The following is a 23,617-nucleotide window of genomic DNA, read 5'->3' as shown; positions in this document are numbered from 1 at the left end:
CACAGGTAGCTGCGTGAGCAGCACCTAGCGTTGCGGGGGCGCGCTGGGTGCTCGCCGATCCCGGTGGGGCTCCGGCACTGCGGTGCCGGGGCCCCACTGCTCAGGCCCTCAGCCCAGCCGCATGATCGACTTGTGCTCCAGGTAGCCGGTCAGTCCCTCCGGGCCCATCTCGCGCCCGACGCCGCTCGACTTGTAGCCGCCGAAGGGCGCGTTGGGCTCCAGGGTGAAGCAGTTCACCCCGTACGTGCCGGTGCGCACCTGGCGGGCGACGTCCATGCCGTGCTCGGTGTCGGCCGTCCAGACCGAGCCGGCCAGGCCGTAGTCGCTGTCGTTGGCGATGCGGATCGCGTCGGCCTCGTCCTCGTACGGGATGACCGACAGGACCGGCCCGAAGATCTCCTCGCGGGCGATCCGCATGTCGTTGCTCACCCCGGCGAAGAGGGTGGGCGCGACGTACCAGCCGCGGTCGTACGGCCGGTCGAGCCCGCCGACGACCAGTTTGGCGCCCTCGTCCATGCCGATCTTGATGTAGCCCTCGACGCGGTCCTGCTGACGCCGGGCGACCAGGGGGCCGATGCCGGTGGCCGGGTCGGCGGGGTCGCCGACCTGCTGCCCGGACACCATGCCGGCCACGGCCTCGACGACCTCGTCGTAGCGGTTGCGCGAGGCCAGGATGCGGGTCTGCGCCACGCACGCCTGGCCGCTGATGAGCAGGGAGGCGATCCCCAGCATGCCCATGCTGGAGGCCAGGTCGGCGTCGTCGAGGATGATGGCCGCCGACTTGCCGCCGAGCTCCAGGCTGACCCGCTTGAGCTGCTCGCCGCAGATGGAGGCGATGCGGCGGCCGGCGGCGGTCGAGCCGGTGAAGGCGACCTTGTCCACGTCGGGGTGGGAGACCAGGTGCTCGCCCGCCTCGCGGCCCGCGGCCACGATGTTCAGCACCCCGGCCGGGACCCCCGCCTCCAGCGCCATCTCGGCCAGCGGGTAGGCGTCGAGCGGCGTCTCCGGCGCGGGCTTGAGCACGACCGTGCAGCCCGCCAGGAGCGCGGGCGCGATCTTCGTCATGGCGACGAGCTGCGGGACGTTCCACGGCACGACGGCCGCCACCACGCCCACCGGCTCGCGGCGCACGGTCGTCGGGCCGAACATGCCGGGCCGCTGCTCCTCCTGGGCGAACGTGCGGCCCAGCTCGGCGTAGAACTGGAGCGTGCCGAGCGGCTGGGGCACCTGCGCGAGGTGGGAGAAGGTGATGGGGCAGCCCATCTCCTCGGTGATCAGCTCGGCCATCTCGTTCTGCCGGGCCGCGTAGATCTCGGCCAGCCGGCCGAGGACCTCGGCGCGCTCGGCGAAGGTCATGCGCGGCCAGGGGCCGCGGTCGAACGCCTCGCGCGCCGCGGCGACCGCGCGGTCCATGTCGGCGGCCGTGCCGTCGGGCACGCGGCCCACGACCTCCTCGGTGTGCGGGGAGATCACGTCGATCGTTCCGGTGCCCGCTGGGGCCACCCACTCGCCTCCGATGAACAGCGTGTCGTGCTGGCGCATGTCGTGAGCCTCCTGCTTGACCGGATGCTTGGTTGGGAAAAGGGGGTGCCCAAGCCGACCGAACCATGTTCTGTGCGCGGGCGCAAGAGGGGTGCGGCGCCGCCGCCGCACCCCTCCGTGACGCCTCGTCAGGTCAGCGCGGAGCGCCGATCAGGTGCTTCAGCGACCGCTTGACCACGTCGGTCCGCTCGGCCTGCGTGGACAGGCTCTCCACGCCGAAGCCGAGGTAGACGGTGTCCTTCGTGGTGATGCCGCCGCCCTCCTCGAACACCTGGTCCGTGCGGAACCAGTTGTTGATCGAGGGGGACGAGCCCTCCGGCGGGCCGGCGACCGTCCAGCCGCCGAGGTCGCTCTCGAACGACGTCTGCTCGGCCGCCGCGCCGTCGAGCGTGAGGGTGAAGTCGTCGAGGAAGACGCCGGCGCCCTGGGTGCCCCAGTCGCTGATGTACGAGATCGACAGCTCGACCTTCTTGCCCGCGTACGGCGTCAGGTCGATCTTCCACTGCTGCCAGCCCGACGAGTTGCCCGTGGCCGCATGCCACGCGCCGGAGGTGCCGGTCGGCTCGCACTTCGGGCCCTGGTAGCGCTGGGTGAACGGGTGGATGGAGCGCCAGCCCGCGCCGCCGCTCGGCGGGGCGCAGCTGCTGCCGGTGGACTGGCTCGTGTGGCCGTTGGCGTCGGGCAGCGTGGTCCAGTCGTCCTGCCCGGCCGTGTGGGCCTCGACGGTCAGGAAGTCCCAGCCGGGCTCCGTGTCGTAGGAGGTCCAGAACGACAGCTCGCCCGACGTCTTCCCGGTCAGGTCCACGGTCTTGGTCAGCCGCTTCCAGGAGACGTCCGCGATGCCGCTGTAGGCGTCCCAGGAGCCCGTGTGCGGGTCGAACGGCCCGCCGGGCCGCGCCCACTTCAGCGGCGCCGAGCTCGCGAACAGCGGGAACCGGTCGGCGGGCAGGATCGCCGAGGTGGCCACGAATGAGTTCGTGTGACTGGGCGCCAGCGTGCCCGTGAAGCCGTCGAACGTCCCGGCCACGCCCCTGAGGCCGAACGGCGTGCCGGTGTTCTGGTCGGCGCCCGCGTCGTCGAAGAACACGTACGCGCCCAGGTAGTACTGCTGGAAGTCGTTGAACACCTGGATGCACGGCGGGTCGTTCGGCGTGGTGCACTCCGGCTGCGCGGGCTGGTCCGGCTGGTAGTAGTACGAGCCGTTGGCGTTGGCCGCGTACGACGGGTACTTGCCGGCGTGCAGCAGCTTGCCGCCCTCGTTGAGGTAGTCGCGCACGGCCAGCTCGGTGTCCACGCCGCCCTTGGAGGTGGTGCCGGGCGTCTGGCCGACGCTGCGCGGGATGACGTCGTCGCCCGTCTCCCAGAGCACGGCCTTGTAGTGGCTGAGCACGCCGAGCGGGTGCGGAGCCCTGCGCCCCAGCTTGTCCATGTCGTACACGTCCGAGCTGTAGCCGGCCTCCTCCAGCGCCTTGACGTACGTGGCGGCGTACTTGGCCTCGGTCGCGCCCTGCACCGGGCTGATGCCGGTGACGTCCTCGGTGGCCAGCACCAGCACGTCGCCGCCGATGTCGGAGGCCACCTTGTACGTGAAGTCCGCGCTCCTCCTGCCGAGGGCGGTGAACCAGACCTTCACGCTGTCGCCGGGTTTCGTGCCGGTGATCCTGGCCCGCAGCCGGTGGTAGTAGCGGTCGTATCCCTTGCCGTACCGCTCGCCGCCCTTCCACTCGCCGGTGAGCGTCACCTTGGCGCGGCCGCCGTTGACCTGGTAGTTGAGCAGGACGGGACCTAGCCTGCGCTTGGCGTTGACCTGGACCACCTGGTCACGGCCGTAACTGGTGTCGAACGGGTCGAGCACGAAGTCGGGCGTGGTGTTGCCCAGGTGGCTGACCGGCTCGACCGGGTTGACGGCCGACTTCGCCACGTCGAGCGCGAACGGCAGGTTCTTGTCGAACTCCGCCTGCACCAGCGCCTCGTCGTCGGGGAAGACGAAGCCGCAGCCGTCGCAGCCCTCGTCCAGCTCGGGGGTCCAGGACAGCGTGCCGTAGCGGGAGTGCGCCTGGTCGTTGGTGTCGCCGTTCGTGGTGTACAGCTCGGCGCCGAGGTCGGGGTCGAAGCCCGGGACGGCCGGTCTGGCGTCGTCGCCGGACAGCGCCTCGTAGATCGGGTTGTCGGCCGTCTCCGTCGCGATCTGGAAACCGATCGGGTAGAGCAGCAGCGGGCCGAAGGAGTGGTAGTTGAGCTGCATCTCGAAGCCGACGCGCCTGAGCAGGCCGTCCATGGCCTTCGTCTCCGGCTCGCTGGCCGGTCCGGTGCCGCGGTAGGTCTCGCTGCTCGGGATGGAGGAGGAGCCCTCCTCGTCGTAGTGGAAGTTCGTGGGGAAGTTGCGGTTGGGGTCCACGCCGTCCCCGGTGGTGATCCTGCCGTCGCCGTTGTTGTCGCGCAGGTTCTTGCGCCACAGGCGGTTGCCCTCGGTGAAGGTGAAGTCGTAGCCGTCGGGGTTGGCCACGGGCACGAACCACAGCTCGGTCCGGTCCAGCAGGCTCCTGAGCGACGCCTTGTTGGCCACCACGTACTTCAGCAGCCGCATGTCCACCTCGGTGGCGATCCACTCGCGGGCGTGCTGGGTGGCCGAGTACAACGTCGAGGGCTTGAGCCCGTCGGGCAGCGTCCTGGCCAGCGTGCTCACCTTGACGGCCAGGATGTCCTGGCCCTTGAGCGACCGGCCGATGGACTGGATCTTGACGATGTCCTTGTTGGCGGCGGCGATGGCCTTGAGCTGGTCGGCGATGCCGCCGGGCTCGGAGTAGGACTTCCAGACGGTGTAGCCCCCGGCGGCCTGCGCGCGGGCCGCCTCCAGCTGGGTGCGGCCCTGCGGGTCGCGGACGGGCTCCGGCTTGAGCCCCAGCTTGCGCAGGCCCGCCAGCTCCTCCTGGGCCGCGGTGAGCTCGATGTGCTCCTTGCCCGACGCGGCCTTCTGCTGGACGACGTCGAAGCCCTTCTCCCTGAGGCTCTGGGCGGTTCCGGGCGGACTGTCGAGCTGGTAGAGCTCGATGCGGTCCGCCGGGGGTAACGGGTCCACCTGCGCCCGGGCCTCCAGGGCCACGAGGGAGGTGCCCAGGCCGAGGAGTGCGGCCACGAGTGCGGCTGAGGTTCGAGACACGGCGTGCCCTTCGTCGGAGACGAATTCCTCGCCATCTCAAACCGGGGCTGAGCTCCCGACAAGACCCAAATCTTTATCCCGCCCTTAGAACCGACAAACCGTGATTTATCGCGATATAGGTCGCCAAAGGTGTGCCGGTTCGGTCGTTCAGGTGACAGTCATCAAGATCATCTTCTATAGTTTCGGACCGTCTATGAGGGGAGGACAGGCGTGATGGTCGGTCGCGTCGCCCTGTTGGCCGTCCTTCTCTCCGGCCTGCTCTTACTCCCCCTGCCGCAGGCCGCGACGGCCGCCCCCAACCCCGCCGAGCTTCGCAAACTCACCAAGCAGGCGCAGGAGCTGAACCAGCGCTACCGCGGCCAGATCCAGAGCCTGGAGGAGATCAAGCTCCAGGTGAGCAGGGCCGTCAAGACCTCGGGCGCCCTGAAGGCCCGGCTCGCCCGCGCCAGGGCGGACGTGGCCGCGATCGCCCGCAACACGTACGTCATGGGCCCCCTCGACGGCGTCGGGCTGCTGGGCTACGACGGCGACCCGTCGACGGCGCTCGCCCAGGCGGCGAACATGAGCTACATCGCCGCGGAGCGCGCCGGCCGGGTCCGCCAGGTCGAGAAGCTCATCGAGGACGCCAAGAAGGCCGAGGTCGCGGCCGACGACAAGGTGGACAAGCTCAAGCGCGAGATCAAGGTGATGCAGGGCAAGCGCCGCGACATCGAGCGCCTGCTCGCCAAGTACGGCTTCCAGCAGCCCGGCGGCGCCGAGGGCCTCACGCCGCGCATGATCGCGGTCCGGGCCGCCATCATGGCGAACTTCCCCATGCCGTACGGGGTCGGCTGCCTGCGCCCCGGCGACCCGGGCGAGCACGGCAAGGGCCGGGCCTGCGACTTCATGATGTCCAGCGGCGGCCGCGCCGCCAGCGGGGCCGACGAGGAGCGCGGCGACGCGCTGGCGGAGTGGCTGATCCAGAACGGGTCGAAGATCGGCGTCATGTACATCATCTGGAAGCAGCGCTACTACGACATCCGGTCGGGCGGCGGCTGGGACCCCATGTCCGACCGGGGCGGCGTCACCGCCAACCACTACGACCACGTCCACGTGTCGGTCTTCTGACCGGGCCGCCGGCGACGGGCGGCGCGGGGGCGGGGCCTCGCCGGACGGCCCCGCCGTGAGGTGCCGCTACGTCCGGAGCGCGGCGGCGATGTGGTCCCGGTACCAGCCGTACGACGCCTTCGGGGTGCGCTCGCCGGTGGCGAAGTCGACGTGGACCAGGCCGAAGCGCTGGTGGTACCCCTCGGCCCACTCGAAGTTGTCCAGCAGCGACCAGACGAAGTAGCCCCGCACGTCCACGCCCTCCTCGCGGGCCTGCTCCAGGGCGGCGACGTGGTCGCGGAGGTAGGCGACGCGCCCCTGGTCGTCCACGCCGTCCGGGGTCAGCTCGTCGGGCTGGGAGCAGCCGTTCTCCGTGACGTACACCGGAGGCAGCGCTCGCCCGTACCGCTCGCGCAGCCCGGTGAGCAGCTCGCGCAGCCCGTCGGGCACGACCGGCCAGCCGAAGGCGGTGGTCGGGTACCCGGTGTCGCCGGCGTCCGTGAACGGCAGGACGTCGTCGGCCGCGGCGGCGGCCAGGTCCTCCTCGGACCCCGAGGCGGGCCAGACGGGCGTGCAGTTGTTGGTGATCAGCACCCCGCGCGCCCCCGCCGCCCGCAGCGCCTGCGCGGCCAGGCCGTGGCCGAGGAGCTGGTGGTGGGCCACGGTCAGCGCGGCGTGACGTCGGCCTCCAGCAGCCCGTCCACCAGCCGCTCGTAGAAGTCGAGGCCCTTGGGGTTGACCGCGCCGGACCCCTAGGGCAGGACGCGGGTCCAGGCGATCGAGAAGCGATAGGCGTTGACGCCCAGGCCCGACATGAGCGCCACGTCCTCGCGCCACCGGTGGTAGTGGTCGCAGGCCACGTCACCCGTGTGGCCGTCGCGGACGCGGCCCGGCTCGTGGACGAACGTGTCCCAGACGGACGTGCCTCGGCCGTCCTCGGCGACGGCTCCTTCGATCTGGTAGGCGGCCGTGGCCGTGCCCCACGGGAACATCGCGGCGTCTCAGTGTTATACGAGTGAGGCTCATGTTAACTGACGGCAAAGCGAGATCCTCTACCTGCCGGTAATGAGCCAGGATGGGGGCATGACCAGTACCTTGCGGCGCCGTCCCGCCCAACGCCGCAGCCTTGAGCGGGTCGAGCGCATGCTCGACGAGTGCGCCGTGCTGCTCGACGAGGTCGGTTACGAGGCACTCACGACCAAGGAGGTCGCGCGCCGGGCCGAGGTGCCGATCGGCACGTTCTACCAGTTCTTCCCCGACAAGCAGGGGCTCGTGCGCGCGCTGGCCCGGCGCAACCTCGACGCGTTCCTGCGCCGGATCACCGAGCGGCTCGCGCACACGACCGTCGACCACTGGACCGACCTGATCGACCTGGCCATCGACGAGTTCGTGGTCATGAAGCGGACAACGCCCGGGTTCGGGGTGGTCGACTTCGGCGAGGTGCTGGTGTCGCCCGGCGGCCCGGCCCTGGAGGGCACCAACCGGATGCTCGACTCGGCGCTGGAGAACAACGCGATCGTCGCCGACCGGCTGCGGACCCTCGCGCGCGAGCGGCTGGGCGCCCCCGCGGGCGAGGGCTTCGACCGCGCCCTGCTCGTGGCGGTGGAGGCCACGGACGCGGTGCTCAAGCTGGCGTTCCGCATGGACCCGGCCGGCGACGCCGGCATGATCGCCGAGTGCAAGCTGCTCGTCCGCCGCTACCTCTCCGACCACCTGCCCTGACCCGCCCCGGGGCGGGTGCGGCTAGCAGGCGGCGTCGAGCCGGGCGCGGACGTCGTCGTCCAGCTTGACCTCCGCCGCCCCGATCGCCTCGTCGAGCTGGGCGGCCGTGGACACCCCGACGATCGGCACGTGCCCGTCGGCCGTCAGCCAGGCCAGCACCACCTGGTTGACGGTCACGCCCAGCTCCGCCGCCACCTCGCGCAGCGTGGCCAGCCGCCGGTCCGTGCCGGGGTGGTCGTAGCTCTCCGGCAGCGGCCGGTCCGGGCGGGTGTAGCGGCCGGACATGAGCGTGTTGTACGCCCACAGCGTCAGGTCCGGCTCCGAGCGCACGTAGTCCAGCATGTCGTCGGTGGCGAGCTGGTGGCCGCCCTCCGCCAGCCGCGTGAACGGGCGCGGCCGCAGGTAGGTGTGGCGGAGCTGCGCGTACGTGCAGCGGACCCAGCCGTGCGCGGCCGACATGGCGCGCGCCCGCTCCAGCCGCCAGGCCGGCATGTTGCTGGCGCCCAGCTCGCGGATCAGGCCCCGCGCGGCCAGCTCGCCGAACGCCCCGAGCGTCTCCTCCAGCGGCACGGACCGGTCCTCGATGTGCGACCAGTACAGGTCGATCCGGTCGGTGCGCAGGCGGCGCAGACTGCCCTCGACGCCCCGCGCGACGGCCGCCGCCGACAGCCCTTCGGCCGAGTCCAGCGTGGTGTCACCCGGCACCGTGGGCCGGGCGCCCACCTTCGTGCTCACGAAGACCTCGTCACGGTTGCCGCGGGCCGCCATCCACGCGCCCAGCGTCAGCTCGCTCTCGTCACCCGTGCGGCCCTCCATCCAGAACGGGTAGTTGTTGGACGTGTCCAGCATCCGCCCGCCCGCCTCGAAGAAGCGGTCGAGCAGCGCGAAGGAGTCCTCCTCGCTGACCGCGGTGCCGAACGGGATGGTGCCGAGCACGAGGTTCAGTCCAGTCGTCATGGTCATGACTGTCCGGCCTGGAGTGCGCTCCATGTCAAGCGGGGGCTGGAGCTTGACCTGGAGTCGGCTCCAGGTGAGATCCTGGGCCGCGTGACCGTCTACACGCCGGCCGAAGCGGTCGAGGAGACCGGCTTCACCCTCGACACCCTGCGCTACTACGAGAAGATCGGCCTCCTGGAGCCCGTCGAACGCAACGCGGCCGGTCAGCGCCGCTTCAGCGAGGAGGACCTGAGCTGGCTCGGCATGATCCGCTGCCTGCGCGACACGGGCATGCCGATCGCCGAGATGCTGCGCTTCGCCGAGCTGGTGCGGGCGGGCGAGCACACGATCGCCGACCGCATCCGGGTCCTGGAGGAGCACGACCGCCGCGTGCAGGCGCAGATCGCCAACCTCGCCGAACGCCAGCGCTACATCAACCACAAGATTTCCTACTACCGCAGCGTCCTCTAGCCCGCCCTTGGGGCCGTGGCTGCTAGACCAGAAGCCATGGCCGGGCCCGGGGCGAGACGCATGAACATCCCGCTGCGGCGCGCCAGCCTGGCCTGCGCCGCGCTGCTGTTCTCGCTGCTGGCCAACCTCACCTATCTGCAGGCGTTCGGGCGGAGCGACCTGGAGGGCGACCCGCGCGACCAGCGGGTGCTGCTCGCCAAGCTCGGCCGGCCCCGCGGCGACATCATCACCCACGAGGGCGCGGTCGTCGCCACCAGCCGCCGCGCGGACGCCGAGCCGTACGGTCACCTGCGGGTCTATCCGTACGGCGAGATGTACGCGCACGTCACCGGCCACGTGTCGCTCCGGCGGGCCACCGGCGTCGAGAGGGCGCGCGACGCCGTCCTGTCGGGCAGCGACCCGAAGGTGCGCATGCGGGCCCTGGTCGAGGATCGCGCCTACGGGGGCGCCGACGTCCGGCTGACGATCAGGGAGCCGGTGCAGCGGGCCGCGTACGAGGCGCTGGAGGCCACGGGCCGGCCGGGCGCCGCGGTGGCGCTCGACCCGGCGACCGGCGCGGTCCTCGCGCTGGTCAGCTACCCGTCCTACGACCCGGCCGCCTACGCGCCCGGCGACCCGACCGAGGAGGCCGCCACGGACCGGCGGCTGCGCGGCGACCCGCGCCGGCCGCTGCTCGACCGGGCCCTGCACCGCGCCTACCCGCCGGGGGCCGTCTTCGAGCTGGTCACCACGGCGGCCGCGCTCGGCTCGGGGGAGTACACGGTCGCCTCGCGGGTCGGCGCGCCGGCCCGGCTGCCGCTGCCGGGGCCGCCCGCCTTCCTGACCGCCGCGGCCGGGCGGCCCTGCGGCGACGGGCGGCCGCCGCTGGCCTACGCCTTCCAGCTCTCCTGCGACACCGCGCTCGCCAACCTCGGCCTCCAGCTCGGCCCGGACCTGCTGCGCGACCAGGCGGAGGCGTTCGGCTTCAACGCCGACGACCTCGCGCTCCCGCTCCAGGCCAGGACCGGCACGTACCCGGGCGACCTCGACCAGTCGCGCGCGGCGCTGTCGGCGATCGGCCGCGACGAGGTCCGGGCGAGCCCGCTGATGCTCGCCATGCTGTCGGCGGCGGTGGCCAACGGGGGGCTGCTGATGCGGCCCTACCTGGTGGAGGAGGTGCGGCTGCCGGACGGGTCCACCACGGACCGCGCCGAACCGGCGCCGTACCGGACGGCCATGCCGCCGCAGCCGGCGGGGCAGCTCGCGGCCCTGATGACGACGACCACGGTGCCGGGCGGCCCGGCGGCCGGGGTGGCGCTGCCGGGGATGGAGGTGGCGGCCAAGACGACGACGTCGGGCCACGGCCCGTCGGCCTGCACGGCCTTCGCCCCGGCGGACGCGCCGGAGGTGGCGGTGGGGGTGGTGCTGGAGTCCACCACACCGTCCGCGGCCGCCCCCCTTGCCCGCGCCATCCTCCGCGCCGCGCTGCCGTAGAGCTCTTCTTCTTGTGATTCTTCCTTCACGGCACAGCCAACTGCTTTTTCTTCCTTCACGGCACAGCCAACTGCTTTTTCTTTCTTTACGGCACAGCCAAGGTCACGCGCACGCGCCGACGTCGGCCGGGCTCTGTCATGGCCGGTCGTGAGGGCTCACGGGGTGCTCGCCGTGACGACGCGCACTCTTGGCCGGAGACCGTGGTTACGCCGAGGGGGAGGAGTGCCCATCGTGATGTTTTGACGCGCTCCCTGGCCTGAAGGCGGGGGATCCAGTCCGCGCCGCACGTGCGGCACCTCTGTGGCTTCCTGTTTCAACGGATCTTGCCCTCCGCTAAGCGGCGGGTCTTACAGTCCTCCGCAGGCGTTTAGGCTGTCCGCCCGCCCGGCGGCCAGAATGTTGATCGCCGCGTTCACATCGCGGTCGTGCACGGCCCCGCACAGGCAGGCCCACGACCGCACGTCGAGCGGCATCGCCTCGGCCAGCGCCCCGCAGGCCGAGCATAACTTCGAGGAGGGGAACCAGCGATCCACACGCACGAGGGTGCGGCCGTACCGTTTGGCCTTGCTTTCAAGCATGCCGGTGAACATCGCCCAGCCCGCATCGTGCACGGACTTCGCCAGCCGAGTGCGGGCCAGACCCCTGACGCACAAGTCCTCCATGACCACCGTTTGATTCTCACGGATGATCTGCGTGGAGAGCTTGTGCGTGAAGTCGCGGCGGGCGTCGGCCACCCGGGCGTGTGCGCGGGCCACCTTCACCCGGGCCTTGCTCCGGTTGTTGCTGCCCTTGGTCGTGCGGCTGAGAGCTTTTTGTGCCTTCTTCAGCTTCTTCTCCGCGCGGCGTAGGAAACGCGGAGAGCCGATCTTCCGCCCGTCCGACAGCACCGCGAAACGCGTGAGGCCCAGGTCTATGCCGACCTCGCCGGTCGTCTGCGGCAGCGGGGCAGCGGCGGTCTCGACCACAAACGATGCGAAGTAGCGCCCGGCCGCGTCCTTGATGACCGTCACCGAGGATGGTTCGGACGGCAGAGGCCGCGACCAGCGTACTGGCACGTCCCCGATCTTCGGTAGGCGCAGCTTGCCACCCGTCGTGACGGCGAACCGGGCGTTCCTGGTGAACCTAATCGCTTGCCGGGAGTCCTTCCTCGACCGGAACCGAGGGGCGGCCATCTTCGGCCCTTTGCGCTTGCCGGACAGGGAGGCGAAAAAGTTGCGGTAGGCGGTGTTCAGGTCCGCCAGCGCCTGCTGCAACACCACCGCAGACACCTCGCACAGCCAGGCGCGTTCCGGGGCCTTCTTCGCCTGCGTGATGACGCGCTTAGACAGGTCGCCGTCCGAGACATACGGCAGGCCGTTGATATGTGCTTCGCGTCGCATGCGCAGCCCGTCGTTGAAGACCGTCCGCGCGCATCCGAACGTCCGAGCCAGCGCGACGTGCTGACTGGCGGTCGGGTAGAGGCGGAAGGTGTACCGGAGCAGCACACCATGATCCTTCCGTTGGTCTATGCCCGAAGGCAGGAACATCGGGACTGGCAGCTACTGCGTTTTTGTTGTGCGCACCTACTCGGTTCGTTACTGAGTTCTCGGCAGCAACCGCTCGGGGGTGGGGCCCTGCTCGAACAGCGCTGTCAGGACTCCCGTGGTGGCCAGCAGCCCGAACGCCGTGAAGACGCCGCCGAGGATCTGCAGGATCATCGTGACCGTCGTGTCGCGCGGGCTGGCCCGCCACGCCATGGCCAGGGCCTGGCGGACGAGGGAGGGTAACCGGCGGGCGATCGTGAGAAAGCCCACCTGGTTCATGGTGTCGGAGTGGGCGTACCAGTCGGCGGTGGAGACCTCACCGAGTTCCAGGGGCTCGTCCGGCATGAAGGGAGTGTGCCCGCGGGCGCCGACACTTTCCCCTCCGGGCGCCAGGCCGGTGAATCGCGTCACGTTCCTCATGGTCCGGATGGGTATGCGGAGCTGTTACCACGCACGCCTTGACGGCTCGGAGGCCGAAGTGGGTTGATTCCTTCTGACAACGTTGTCAATCAGACGGCGTCGTCGACACGCGTTCTCGGGGGATTCTCGAAGGGACGGTGCATGATGCGACGTAGGTGGACGGCCACCGTCGCGATCACTTTGGCGAGCGTGCTCACCCTGGCGGCCTGTGGCGGCGGGGGCAAGGGGGCGCAGCCCTCCTCAGGAGGGGGTGACGCCAAGAAGCAGGTCGAGGTGTTCTCCTGGTGGACAGGCCCGGGAGAGGCCGACGGACTCAAGGCGATGCGGCAGATCTTCGAGCAGAAGAACCCGTCGTACACGTTCTTCGACGCGGCGGTCGCGGGCGGCTCCGGCGACAAGGCCAAGGCGCTGCTGCAGTCGAAGCTCCAGGCGGACACCCCGCCCGACACCTTCCAGGGCCACGCCGGCGCCGAGCTGCAGGGCTACATCAAGGCCGGTGACCTGGAGGACCTCAACTTCCTCTACGACGAGCTGAAGCTGCGCGACGTGTTCCCGGCGCAGCTCGTCGACCAGATCAGCGTCCAGGGCAAGGTCTACTCGGTGCCGGTGAACATCCACCGGTCGAACGTCCTGTGGTTCAACCCGTCGGTGCTGAAGGAGGCCGGCATCGCGGGCGCGCCCAGGACGCTGGAGGAGTTCGTCGCCGACCTGGGCAAGGTCAAGGCCAAGGGCAAGATCCCGCTGTCGATCGGCTCCGAGTGGACGGTGACCCACCTGCTGGAGAGCGTCCTGCTCGGCTCGCTCGGCACGGACGCCTACAACGCGCTGTTCAAGCCGGGCGCCGACTGGAGCTCCCCGCAGGTCACCAAGGCCCTGGAGACCTTCAAGACGGTCATGTCGTACGCGGGCGACCCGCAGGACGACTGGCAGCCCGCGGCCAAGCAGGTGGCCGACGGCGAGGCCGCGTTCAACATCATGGGCGACTGGGCGTACGGCTACTTCCACAACCCGCCGGACGGCGGCCTGGGCAAGACCTCGAAGACCGACTTCGACTGGGCGCCCTCGCCCGGCACCGAGGGCACCTACCTGTGGCTGTCCGACAGCTTCACCCTGCCCAAGGGCGCCAAGAACCGTGACGGGGCCGTCGCCTGGCTCAAGGTCGCGGCCGGCAAGGAGGGGCAGGACGCCTTCAACCCGAAGAAGGGCTCCATCCCGGCCCGCAAGGACGCCGACCAGTCGCTCTACACCGACTACCTGGCCGACGCCCTGAAGGACTGGTCGAGCGACAAGCTCGCCGGCTCGATCCAGCACGGCGTGTCCGTGAACCAGCCCTGGCTGGCGGCGATCACGGAGGCGGTCGGCCTGTTCATCGGCAGCAAGGACGTGGCCGCGCTGCAGAAGGCGCTGGCCGACGCCGCCAAGGCGAACGCCCAGTGAGCCGCGGGCACGGCGGGCGCCGGTCGGGTGCCCGCCGCGGCCCCCGGATGACGTTCTGGAGGGATTCGCCGTGAGGCGGGCACGCACCTGGCTGCCGGGCCTGCTCCTGGTCGCGCCGTCGATCGTGGCGATCGGCGTGTTCGTGTACGGGATGCTGGGCTGGAACTTCCGGCTGGCCATGACGGACAAGCACGACGAGGTGTCCGAGGGGACGTTCGTCGGGCTGGACAACTTCGTCGGCATCTGGGACCAGCCCAGGTGGCACCTGTCGGTCGATCACGCGATCATGTTCACGGTCGTGTTCGTGCTGGGCGCGCTGGTGCTCGGCTGGTTCCTCGCCTTCCTCATGGAGAAGGGCATCCGCGGGGAGGGCACGTTCCGGGCGATCTACCTGTTCCCGATGGCCATCTCGTTCGTCGCCACCGGCATCGTGTGGCGGTGGCTGATGAACTCGGGCATGGGGGAGCGGGCGGTCGGGCTGAACCGGCTGTTCGACGCGATCGGGCTGCCGCAGTGGCAGTGGTTCCGCGATCCCGACTGGGGCATGGCCGCGATGGCGTTACCAGCAATCTGGCAAATGTCGGGATATGTCATGGCGTTGTTCCTGGCGGGCTTCCGGGGCGTCCCCGAGGAGCTGCGCGAGGCGGCGCGGGTGGACGGATGCGGCGAGTGGGGCGTCTACCGGCACGTGGTGCTGCCGCTGCTGCGCCCGGTGACGCTCTCGGCGCTGATCATCCTCGGCCACATCTCGCTCAAGGTGTTCGACCTCATCGTGGCGGTCTCCGGCAAGCAGATCATCACGGACGTGCCGGCGGTGTTCATGTGGGTGGCGGTCTTCGACTCCCACGACCCGGCCAAGGGCGCCACCATCGCCTCGTACATCGTGCTGAGCGTCGCGATCTTCGTCATCCCGTACCTGATCTGGTCCGTGCGCAAGGAGAGGCGCTCATGACGGCGGTCGCCCCGCGGGGGCGGGTGTTCACCGGGGTGCGGCTGGTGATCCTGGTCGCGTTCGTGGTGGTCTTCCTGATCCCCGTGTACGTCCTGCTGGTCACCAGCTTCAAGCCGCTCACCGAGGCCGACCCCGGCCAGGCGTGGAACCTGCCGGTCACCTGGACCGCGGAGGCGTGGCGGGTCGCCTGGGAGAAGCTGGCGCCGGGCCTGTGGAACAGCGTGCTGCTGGCCGTCCCCGGGTCGCTGCTGTCGTGCGCCCTCGGGTCGATGAACGGCTACGTGCTGTCCAAGTGGCGCTTCCCGGGCGCGGACGTGCTGTTCACGCTGTTCCTGTTCGGCATGTTCATCCCGTACCAGGGCGTGATGATCCCGCTGGTGCAGCTCCTCGTCGGCCTGAACGAGCTGACCGGGCTGCAGGGCGTCTTCTACGGCGGCATCCCGGGCCTCGTGCTCGCGCACGTGGTGTACGGCATCCCGATCTGCACGCTGATCTTCCGCAACTACTACGTCACGATCCCCGACGAGCTGATCGAGGCGTCGCGGGTGGACGGCGCCGGCATGCTGCGGACGTACTGGTCCGTGGTGCTCCCGGTCTCCGCGCCGGCCATCGCCGTGGTGGTCATCTGGCAGTTCACGTCGCTGTGGAACGACTTCCTGTTCGCGGTGTTCCTCACGGGGCCGCAGAGCTGGCCGGCCACGGTGATGCTGAACAACATCGCGGGCGCGCAGGCCACGCCGTACAGCCAGCAGATGGCCGCGGCGATCCTGTCGTCCATCCCCACCATGCTCATCTACGTGCTGCTGGGCCGCTTCTTCATGCGCGGCCTCATGGCGGGGGCGCTCAAGGGCTGACCGTGTCCCCGCTGCCGGGAAGGAGCGGGGACACCGGGCCGTCAGGACGTGGCGAACGACGGGTTGGCGCAGTGGGCCAGGGGCTCGCCGCGCACGTAGCGGGCCACGTCGGCCGCCACGATCCGGGCCGCCTTGATCGCGGTCTCCTTGCTGGCGCCCGCCAGGTGCGGCGTCATCACCAGGTTGGGCGTGGTCAGCAGGCGCGACCCGGCCGGGATCGGCTCCTCGGGGAAGACGTCCAGGGCCGCGCCGAACAGGTGGCCGGAGTCCAGCGCGTCGCACAGGGCGTCGTAGTCGAGCAGCGCCCCCCGGGCGCAGTTGACCAGCACCGACCCGGCGGGCATCAGTGCGATCTGCGCCGCGCCGATCATGCCGGTGGTCTCGGGCGTGGCCCGCGCGTGCAGGGACACGAAGCGGGAGCGCGACAGCAGCTCCGCCAGCTCCACCTTGCCGGGCACGTCGTCCACGTACGGGTCGTACACCAGCACCTCGGCGCCGAACCCCGCCAGCATGCGGCTCACGCGCCGCCCGATCGCGCCGTAGCCGACCAGGCCGACCGTGCTGCCGTCCAGCTCCGGCCCGACCATGTCGTAGCGGTAGTAGTCGCCCCGCCACACGCCCCCGGCCAGGTCGGCGTGCGTCTGCGGGACCCGGCGCGTGGCCGCGAGCAGCAGGGCCAGCGTGTGCTCGGCCGTGGCCACGGCGTTGCGGCCGGGCGCGAACGTGACGGCCACGCCCGCCTCGGTGGCGGCCTCCAGGTTGGCGTTGACGGGGCCGCCGCGGCTGACGCTGAACAGCCGCAGGGCGGGGCTCGCGTCGAGCACGCGCCGGGTCAGCGGCGCCATCTGCGTGACGCACACCTCCACGTCCCGCAATGCCCCGATCAGCTCGTCCTCCACGTCGGAGGCCTCTTTCACCTCACCCACCGGGCCGAACGGGACGACCGGCCACGGCAGCGTCAGCTCCCGGATGTCCAGGTCGCCGGGCACCTCGCGCTTGAGCGCGTCGATGAGCAGGCTGTTCTTGACGAAGTGGTCGCCCGCGGCGAGGACTCGGATGGTCAACGGTCGGCTCCAATCGGAGAGTTGAACTGCAGCATGGCGACCTGCCCGTCCCGCAGGCGCAGCTCCGTGACGGCGCAGTTGCCCAGGCTCGGGAACAGCCGGCGGTAGGAGCCGAGCGGCACCCCGATGAGCCGGCACAGGGCGAGCCTGATGGCGGTCGTGTGGGCCACCACCAGCACCCGGCCGTCCGGCTGCGCGGCGCGGACGTCCTCCAGCGCGGCGACGAAGCGGTCGGCCACGGCGGCCGGGTCCTCGCCGCCGGGCAGCGGGTGCGCGGCAGGGTCGGCCTCGAACGCGGCGCGTGCCTCGGGGAAGCGCTCGTGCATCTCGGCCGAGGTCAGGCCGTCACCCTGGCCGAAGTCGATCTCGCGCAGCCGCTCGTCCACGCGCAGCTCCACCCCGGCGGCCGCGGCGCTGGGCGTGGCGGTGATCACCGCCCGGCTGAGCGTCGAGGCCCAGACGCCGGTGAGCCCGGCGGTGGCGGCCCAGGCGGCCAGCTCGCCGGCCTGCTCGCGGCCGCGCGGGGTCAGCGCGACGTCGCTGAGTCCGGCGTAGCGGTTCTCGGCGTGCCAGACGGTCTCGCCGTGACGCACCAGAACGAGCCGAGTCAATGGGTGCTCCTCTTGCGGGCGTGGGCGGCGGCCGTGGCGGGCAGCCAGCCGCGGGACTCCAGTTCGCCGACGAAGCGCAGGTAGTGCTCGCGCAGGTCGTCGCCGCCGTCGGGGTGGACGATCTCGCGGGTGCGGACCATCCCGTCCGTCGCGCCGGGTCCGGCGGCCAGGGCCGCCATGCCGAGCGCGGGCTCGGCGTTCTCCCGCAGGGTCACGGGACGGCCGAGGACGCTCGCGCGCAGCCGGTTCCAGTAGGCGCTCCTCGTGGCGCCGCCGGTCAGGATGATCTCGCCGTCGACGGGGGCGCCGAGCAGGTCGAGGTAGTCGAAGCAGAGCCGCTCGACGTACGCGGCGCCGCGCAGGATCGCGGCGTAGCGGTCGGCGTCGTCGGTCACCTCGCCGAGCGTGAAGCCCTCCGCCTCCGGCGCGGCGAACGGGAACCGCTCGCCGCGCGAGACCAGCGGGTAGATGGTCGCGGCCGGCTCCCTGCCGCCGGGGCCGAAGCGGCGGGCGGCCTCGGCGGCGAGCGCGTCGAGGTCGCGGCCGGGCAGGTCGCGCGCCAGGACCCCGGCGCCGGTGCTGGACGCGCCGCCGGGCAGCCAGGAGCCGTCGGGCGCCCGGTGGGAGTAGACGACGCCGAGCGGGTCGTGGACCAGCTCGGGGGTGACGCCCTTGAGGACGAGCGTGGTGCCCATCACGGAGTTCCAGCTTCCCGGCCGCAGGGCGCCGGCGCCGAGCTGGGCGGCGCAGCCGTCGGTGGTGCCGGCGACGATCGGCGTGCCCTCCGGGATGCCGGTCTCCTCGGCGGCCTGGGCGCACACCTGCCCGATCACGGTGCCCGGCCGTACGACCGGGGGCAGCATCGCGGCGGGGACGCCCAGCGCGTCGAGCACGTCGTGCGGCCAGCGCTCCTCGACGAGGTCCACGCCGGTCTTCAGCGCGTTGCTCAGGTCGGTGGCGACCTCGCGGCCGGCCAGGCGGCGGTTGACGAAGTCGCTCTGGTGGGACAGCCGCGAGCCCTCGGGGGCGTCGCGCAGCAACCACAGCAGCTTGGGCAGCGCCCAGGTGGCCTGCATGCGCCGGTAGCCGAGCTTCTCCCACACGTGGGCGCCCGCCGCGTTGACCCGGTCCACCTGGCCGGCGGCGCGGCGGTCGTCGTACATGAGGCCGGGCGTCAGCGGGCGGCCCGCCCGGTCGGCGAGCAGGATGGTGCCGGAGGTGGCGTCCACGGCCACGCCGCTGACCCGCTCGGGCGGCACGCCGTCCAGCGCCTCGCGGGTGGCCGCGGCCAGCTCCTGCCACCACTGCTCGGGGTCCTGCTCGTGCCGGGGCCCGTCGCGGCGGCTGGTCAGCGACCGGCCGGCCGCGCCGAGCACCTGTCCGTCGGCGGCCACGGCCATCGCCCGCACGCTCTGCGTTCCGAGGTCGACGCCGATCCACACGCTCATGCCGTGCTCCCCGTCCTGCCCGTCATGTCCGTCGTGGGGTGCGCCACCGTCATGCGCCGCCCCCCGTGCGGGCGCGCATCTCGGCCAGCAGCGGCCACGATCCCGCGGTGGTCTCGCGCAGGGCGAGGAAGTCCTTGTACGCGGTGCGGTACGCGCCCGGTTCGGGGCGCACGGCGTCGCGCAGCCGTACGTGCCGGTCGGCGGCGGCCTCGATGTCCGAGGCGGCGCCGGTGGCGGCCAGGCCGACGAGGAACGCGCCCCGGGCGCCCACCTCGGAGTCGGCCGAGCGGAGCACGGGCACGCCGGTGACGTCGGCGATCATCCGCACCCACAGGTCGCTGGCCGAGCCGCCGCCGCACACCCGCAGCTCGCGGGCCGGCGCGCCGGAGGCGGCCAGGCAGTCCTGGACGACCAGCGTCAGCCCCTCCAGCACGGCCCGCGCCAGGTGCTCGCGGCCGTGCTCGAACGACATGCCCAGGAACGCGCCCCGGGCCAGCGGGTCGGAGAACGGCGCCCGCTCGCCGGCCGGCGAGAAGTACGGCAGGAACGCCAGCCCGGACGCGCCCGGCGGCGCTGCGGCGGCCAGCTCGCCGAGCTCGGCGGGGCCGGCCAGGCCCAGCATGCGGCACGCCCACTGCAGCACCTCGGTCCCGGCGAAGGTGGGGAAGGCCCGCAGGTAGCCGCCCGGGACGGCGATGGTGATGCCCACGGCCGGGCCGTCCAGCTCGGGCTCGGCGACGATCGTCTCGGTGCACAGCGTGGTGCCGAGGATGCTGCACGCCTGCCCGGCCCGCACGGCCCCCGCGCCGATCGCGGTGGAGACGATGTCGTACGGGGCCATCACGACCGGGGTGCCGGCCGGCAGCCCGAGCGCGCCGGCCGCCTCGGCGGTCAGGCCGGCCACGCGGTGCTCGTCGTCGCGCAGCTCCGGCAGCAGCCGCTCCGCCCACTCCAGCTCGAACAGCCGCAGCAGGTCGGGGGAGTAGGAACGCGCCCGCAGGTCGAGGAACGGGGCGGAGGCGTCCGACTCGTCGGCCGCGAGCTCGCCGGTCATGCGGGAGAAGATCCACCCGCCGCAGGTCAGGAGCGCGGCCGAGCCGGTGATCCGGTCCGGGTCGTGCTCGTTCAGCCAGGTCAGGATGGCGTGCGGCAGCCCGGAGGCCGCCGACGAGCCGTTGCCGCGGAAGGCGCGTTCGGCCAGGCCGGAGCGGTTCCAGCGGTCCACCACGGCGACGGCGCGGGCGTCGTTCCACAGGATCGCCGGGCCGGTCGGACGGCCGTCGCGGTCGACGAGCCAGGCGCCGTCGCCCTGCGCGGTGAGGGCGACGAAGCCGACCGGCCCGTCCACCTGGGACGCGACCTCGCGCACGGTGTGCGCGACCGCGTCCCAGACGTCGTCCATGTCCTGCTCGGCGTGGCCCGGCAGGGGCCGGGACACGCGGGTCTCGCGCCGGGCCACCGCGACCTCGGCGCCCTCCTCGTCGTAGCCGACCGCCTTGATCACCGTGGTGCCGGCGTCGACGCAGATGACGGCCATCAGGCCCTTCCGTGAGAGGTGCGCGACTTGCGCGCCACCGAGTCGACCACCACGGCCAGCAGCAGCACCACGCCCGTCACCACGAACCGGATCGAGGAGTCGAGGTTGAGCAGGGTCAGGCCGCTGGAGATGGACTGGATGACGATGATGCCGAGCAGCGCGCCGAAGGCGGTGCCGCGCCCGCCGAACAGGCTCGTCCCGCCGATGACCGCGGCGGCGATGGCGTTGAGGTTGACGTCGCCGGTGCCGCTGCTCTGGTTGGCCGCGGCCAGCCGGGCGGCGGCCAGGATGCCGCCCACCGCGGCGAACGTCGAGCAGAGCACGAACACCGAGGTGTAGACGGCCCTGACGTTGATGCCGGCCCGCCGGGCCGCCTCGACGTTGCCGCCGACCGCGTAGACCGACCGGCCCCACTTCGTCCGGGACAGGAAGTAGTGCATGATCAGGACGAGGGCGACGAAGAAGACGAACATCCAGCCCACGCCGCGCGTCTGGCCGAGGTACCAGACCACGAACAGCAGCACGACGAGCAGCGCCGCGCTCCGCAGCGCCAGCACGGGCACGCCCCTGGCCGACAGCCCGGCGCGCTGACGCTCGCGGGCGTGCAGGTAGCCGCTGACGAACAGCCCGCCCGCCGCGAGCACCGCGAACGTGTACGACAGCCACGCGGGCACGAAGTCGAGCTGGGCGAAGGCCACCAGCCCGGAGTCGAACGGCAGGTTGATCGACCCCTTGGTGCCCAGCACGTAGAGCTGGAGACCGAGGAAGGCGAGCAGGCCGGCCAGGGTGATGACGAAGCTCGGCACCCCGAAGCGGTTGTAGAGCTGCGCGTACACCCAGCCGATCACCGCGCCCATGATCACGGAGGCGGCGATGGCCAGCCACACCGGCAGCCCCTGCCCGACGAACAGGACCGCGAGCACCGCCGCCGACAGGCCGCTGACCGAGCCGACCGACAGGTCGATCTCGCCGACGAGCAGGACGCACACGATGCCGAGCGCGATGACGCCGACCGCGGCCGACTCCAGCGTGAGGTTGACCAGGTTGGCGCTGGACAGGAACACCGGGTTGAGGATCTGCAGGACGGTCCAGATCACGATCAGGCCGACCACGACGGGGATCACGCCCAGGTCGCCGCCACGGGCGCGCTCCACCACGTCGGTGATCGCGCCGCGCAGCCCCTCGCGGCTCTGCAGCCGCTCGTCCTGGCGATCGGTGGTGACCATGCTGTTCACGACGAGAGCCCTTCCTTGCTGCGCGCCTGCCGCTGGGACACCACGTTGTCGGTGGCGCCGGTGATGGCGGCGATGATGTCCTCGGTGGAGACGTCCGCGACGTCGAAGACACCGTTGTTGCGGCCGAGCCGGAGCACGGCCACGGTGTCGGCCACGGCCTTCACGTCGGCCATGTTGTGGCTGATCATGATGACGCCGAGCCCGTTCTCGCGGAGCCGCTCGACGAGGTTGAGCACCTCGGCCGTCTGGGCGACGCCCAGGGCGGCCGTGGGCTCGTCGAGGATGATGACCTTCGGGTCGCCGAGCAGCGAGCGCGCGATGGCGACCGTCTGACGCTGGCCGCCGGACAGCGACGCCACCGGCACGCGCACGCTGGGGATCTTCGCGGAGAGCTGCCGCAGCAGCTCCCACGAGCGGGTCTCCATCGCCACGTCGTTGAGCCGGAGAGGGCGCACCTCCTGGCCCAGGAACAGGTTCTGGATCACGTTGAGGTTCTCGCACAGGGCGAGGTCCTGGAAGACGGTGGCGATGCCCAGCTTGTGCGCCGCCGCCGGCGTCGGGATGTGCACCTCGCGCGACTCGAACGTGATCGTGCCCGAGTCCGGCGGGTGGACCCCCGACAGGATCTTGACCAGGGTGGACTTGCCGGCGCCGTTGTCGCCGACCACGGCCACGACCTGGCCGGCGGCCACGTCGAGCTCCACGTCCGTCAGCGCCGCGACGGCGCCGAAGGTCTTGCGGATCCCGCGCAGCGACAGGACGCTCTCGGCGCGCGGGGCGTCCGCCTGCTGGCTGTCTGCTTGCCGGATGGAGGACAAGGGGTCTCCTGTCGGTCTACTCGATGCCGAGCCGTACGAGGTGGGCTACTTGATGCCCAGCTCGGTGCAGCCCTTGGCGTACGCACCTGTACACACGTCCGACGCCTTCATGATCCCGCTCTGGAACAGCACCTCGTTGATGTTCTGCCGGGTCACGACCGTGGGCACGAACAGCTCGGACGGGGTGTTGTAGAGGGTCGTCTTGCCGGCCGGCTTCTCGCCCTTCATGAACTGGAAGGCGACGTTCGCCGACGCCTCGGCCACGATCTTGATGGGCTTGGAGATGGTGTTGAACTGGTCGCCGGCGATGATCCGCTGGGCGGCGGCCACCTCGGCGTCGTTGCCCGTGACCGGCGGCACCTTCACGCCCGCGGCCTTGAACGCGGCGATCGCGCCGCCGCCGGTGCCGTCGTTGGCGGCCACCACGCCCGCGATCTGGTCGCCGAAGCGGGTGATCTGGCCGCTGACCCAGGTCTGCGCCTTCTCGGGCTGCCAGTCGGGGGTGTCGTACTCGGCGAGCAGCTTGAAGCCGCTCGGGTCGATCGCGCTGTGGATGCCCTTCTTGATCAGGCCGGCCGCGGCGTCCGTGGGGGAGCCGTTGACCTCCAGGAGCCCGCCCTTGGCGTTCTCCTGCTTGAGGTGGTCCACCAGCGACTGGGCGATCATCGCGCCGATCTTCTCGTTGTCGAACGAGACGTAGTAGTCGGCGGGGGTGGCCGGGATGGGCCGGTCGTAGGCGATGACCGGCACCTTCTGGGACTGCGCCGTCTTGACGATCGTGGCCGCGGCGGCGGAGTCGACGGGGTCGATCACGAGGGCCTTGACGCCCTGTGCGAGGGCGGAGTTGGCCTGCTGCTGCTGCTTGGCGGCGTCGGAGTCGGCGTTCTGGTAGATGACCGTGCAGCTCGGGCAGAGCTGCTTCATCTTGGCCTCGAACAGCGGCTTGTCGGCCAGCTCGTACCGGGTGGAGGCCAGGTCCGGCATGAGGAAGGCCACCTTGGCGTTCTCCACGCCGCCGCCACCTGAGCCGGTGCCGCCGTTGGTGGAGCCCGAGCCGCAGGCGGTCAGGGAGACGCTCGCGGCGATTGCCGCCGCGGCGAGCGCGGAGGTCCGGATCTTGGCTCTGTTCACGGGTCGCTTCCTCACTTGCTAGGTCCTCGCGGAGCCGGTCGGGTCGGGATCCCGGCCACGCACGGAGCGCTCACGGTCGGCGCCGTGCTGTGGTGCGTTTCACGCTAGCGCGACCTCGGAATATTTGTCCAGCAAAAGTGTTCACGGTATTTCCATGCGTTTGACCTGCGGTTCACCTAGGAAGGTCGGCTGAGGGC

19 protein-coding genes and 1 pseudogene are annotated in these 23,617 nt (G+C 71.4%); 7 read left to right on the top strand and 13 right to left on the bottom strand.

Annotation, left to right across the window (positions count from 1 at the left end):
• Positions 1–108: 108 nt before the first annotated feature.
• Positions 109–1,542 carry an aldehyde dehydrogenase gene (locus HTZ77_RS25960; protein ID WP_175592302.1) on the bottom strand — a complete coding sequence of 478 codons (1,434 nt, stop codon included), beginning with the start codon at positions 1,540–1,542 and terminating at the stop codon, positions 109–111.
• Between the two features lie 133 nt (positions 1,543–1,675).
• Positions 1,676–4,702 carry a M14 family metallopeptidase gene (locus HTZ77_RS25955; RefSeq protein WP_328808769.1) on the bottom strand — a complete coding sequence of 1,009 codons (3,027 nt, stop codon included), beginning with the start codon at positions 4,700–4,702 and terminating at the stop codon, positions 1,676–1,678.
• A 213-nt stretch (positions 4,703–4,915) separates the two neighbouring features.
• Here HTZ77_RS25955 and HTZ77_RS25950 point away from each other — a divergent pair, with 213 nt between their 5' ends.
• Positions 4,916–5,809: a hypothetical protein gene (locus HTZ77_RS25950; protein ID WP_205303582.1), complete on the top strand. Its 894-nt coding sequence runs from the start codon at positions 4,916–4,918 to the stop codon at positions 5,807–5,809.
• 66 nt (positions 5,810–5,875) lie between these two features.
• On the opposite strand, the pseudogene HTZ77_RS25945 reads toward HTZ77_RS25950, so the two are convergent.
• A pseudogene (locus HTZ77_RS25945) lies at positions 5,876–6,780 on the bottom strand (family 1 glycosylhydrolase).
• Positions 6,781–6,871: 91 nt separating this feature from the next.
• Here HTZ77_RS25945 and HTZ77_RS25940 point away from each other — a divergent pair.
• The gene (locus HTZ77_RS25940) at positions 6,872–7,510 is read left to right on the top strand and encodes a TetR/AcrR family transcriptional regulator (protein ID WP_175592300.1); all 639 of its coding nucleotides are present in this window, start codon (positions 6,872–6,874) and stop codon (positions 7,508–7,510) included.
• A 21-nt stretch (positions 7,511–7,531) separates the two neighbouring features.
• Here HTZ77_RS25940 and HTZ77_RS25935 read toward each other — a convergent pair whose 3' ends face one another.
• A complete protein-coding gene (locus HTZ77_RS25935) occupies positions 7,532–8,467 on the bottom strand; it encodes an aldo/keto reductase (protein ID WP_205303526.1) in 936 nt (311 codons plus the stop codon).
• A 90-nt stretch (positions 8,468–8,557) separates the two neighbouring features.
• Between HTZ77_RS25935 and HTZ77_RS25930 the strand changes: the two genes are divergently transcribed.
• Together HTZ77_RS25930 and HTZ77_RS25925 are read left to right on the top strand one after the other, a co-directional pair.
• Positions 8,558–8,917 (top strand): MerR family transcriptional regulator, encoded by a 360-nt coding sequence (locus tag HTZ77_RS25930; RefSeq protein ID WP_175592298.1) that lies wholly within the window; start codon positions 8,558–8,560, stop codon positions 8,915–8,917.
• A 60-nt stretch (positions 8,918–8,977) separates the two neighbouring features.
• Positions 8,978–10,390 carry a penicillin-binding transpeptidase domain-containing protein gene (locus tag HTZ77_RS25925; protein ID WP_235995169.1) on the top strand — a complete coding sequence of 471 codons (1,413 nt, stop codon included), beginning with the start codon at positions 8,978–8,980 and terminating at the stop codon, positions 10,388–10,390.
• 347 nt (positions 10,391–10,737) lie between these two features.
• On the opposite strand, the gene HTZ77_RS25920 is transcribed toward HTZ77_RS25925, so the two are convergent.
• Both HTZ77_RS25920 and HTZ77_RS25915 read right to left on the bottom strand, forming a co-directional pair.
• Complete coding sequence (locus HTZ77_RS25920; RefSeq protein WP_175592296.1) at positions 10,738–11,874, bottom strand: RNA-guided endonuclease InsQ/TnpB family protein; 1,137 nt, start codon at positions 11,872–11,874, stop codon at positions 10,738–10,740.
• A 90-nt stretch (positions 11,875–11,964) separates the two neighbouring features.
• Positions 11,965–12,258, bottom strand: coding sequence for a hypothetical protein (locus HTZ77_RS25915; protein ID WP_175592295.1), 294 nt, complete (start codon positions 12,256–12,258; stop codon positions 11,965–11,967).
• Positions 12,259–12,474: 216 nt separating this feature from the next.
• Between HTZ77_RS25915 and HTZ77_RS25910 the strand changes: the two genes are divergently transcribed.
• The 3 genes from HTZ77_RS25910 (at position 12,475) to HTZ77_RS25900 (ending at position 15,576) form a co-directional block, all read left to right on the top strand.
• Positions 12,475–13,770: an ABC transporter substrate-binding protein gene (locus tag HTZ77_RS25910; protein WP_328808768.1), complete on the top strand. Its 1,296-nt coding sequence runs from the start codon at positions 12,475–12,477 to the stop codon at positions 13,768–13,770.
• Between the two features lie 70 nt (positions 13,771–13,840).
• A complete protein-coding gene (locus HTZ77_RS25905; RefSeq protein ID WP_175592294.1) occupies positions 13,841–14,722 on the top strand; it encodes a carbohydrate ABC transporter permease in 882 nt (293 codons plus the stop codon).
• A complete protein-coding gene (locus HTZ77_RS25900) occupies positions 14,719–15,576 on the top strand; it encodes a carbohydrate ABC transporter permease (protein ID WP_175592293.1) in 858 nt (285 codons plus the stop codon). The genes HTZ77_RS25905 and HTZ77_RS25900 overlap by 4 nt, the downstream gene beginning before the upstream one ends.
• A 41-nt stretch (positions 15,577–15,617) precedes the next feature.
• Here the strand turns inward: HTZ77_RS25900 and HTZ77_RS25895 are convergent, their stop codons facing one another.
• From HTZ77_RS25895 to HTZ77_RS25865, 7 genes are read right to left on the bottom strand one after another with little or no spacing between them, the layout of a single operon-like run.
• The gene (locus HTZ77_RS25895) at positions 15,618–16,640 is read right to left on the bottom strand and encodes a 2-hydroxyacid dehydrogenase (RefSeq protein ID WP_175592292.1); all 1,023 of its coding nucleotides are present in this window, start codon (positions 16,638–16,640) and stop codon (positions 15,618–15,620) included.
• Positions 16,637–17,251 (bottom strand): histidine phosphatase family protein, encoded by a 615-nt coding sequence (locus HTZ77_RS25890; protein WP_175592291.1) that lies wholly within the window; start codon positions 17,249–17,251, stop codon positions 16,637–16,639. Before HTZ77_RS25890 ends, HTZ77_RS25895 begins: the two co-directional genes overlap by 4 nt.
• The gene (locus tag HTZ77_RS25885; protein ID WP_175592290.1) at positions 17,248–18,699 is read right to left on the bottom strand and encodes an FGGY-family carbohydrate kinase; all 1,452 of its coding nucleotides are present in this window, start codon (positions 18,697–18,699) and stop codon (positions 17,248–17,250) included. Before HTZ77_RS25885 ends, HTZ77_RS25890 begins: the two co-directional genes overlap by 4 nt.
• 49 nt (positions 18,700–18,748) lie before the next feature.
• Positions 18,749–20,236: an FGGY-family carbohydrate kinase gene (locus HTZ77_RS25880; protein WP_175592289.1), complete on the bottom strand. Its 1,488-nt coding sequence runs from the start codon at positions 20,234–20,236 to the stop codon at positions 18,749–18,751.
• Complete coding sequence (locus tag HTZ77_RS25875) at positions 20,236–21,462, bottom strand: sugar ABC transporter permease (RefSeq protein ID WP_175592582.1); 1,227 nt, start codon at positions 21,460–21,462, stop codon at positions 20,236–20,238. Before HTZ77_RS25875 ends, HTZ77_RS25880 begins: the two co-directional genes overlap by 1 nt.
• A 5-nt stretch (positions 21,463–21,467) precedes the next feature.
• Positions 21,468–22,289: an ATP-binding cassette domain-containing protein gene (locus HTZ77_RS25870; protein WP_205303520.1), complete on the bottom strand. Its 822-nt coding sequence runs from the start codon at positions 22,287–22,289 to the stop codon at positions 21,468–21,470.
• A gap of 45 nt (positions 22,290–22,334) precedes the next feature.
• Positions 22,335–23,420, bottom strand: coding sequence for an ABC transporter substrate-binding protein (locus tag HTZ77_RS25865; RefSeq protein WP_175592288.1), 1,086 nt, complete (start codon positions 23,418–23,420; stop codon positions 22,335–22,337).
• Between the last annotated feature and the right edge of the window lie 197 nt (positions 23,421–23,617).

This window comes from Nonomuraea montanisoli, from assembly GCF_013363975.1.
Taxonomy (GTDB): domain Bacteria; phylum Actinomycetota; class Actinomycetes; order Streptosporangiales; family Streptosporangiaceae; genus Nonomuraea; species Nonomuraea montanisoli.
The sequence above is the reverse complement of the archived record's forward strand: the minus strand, read 5'-3'. Positions and strand labels throughout refer to the sequence as shown.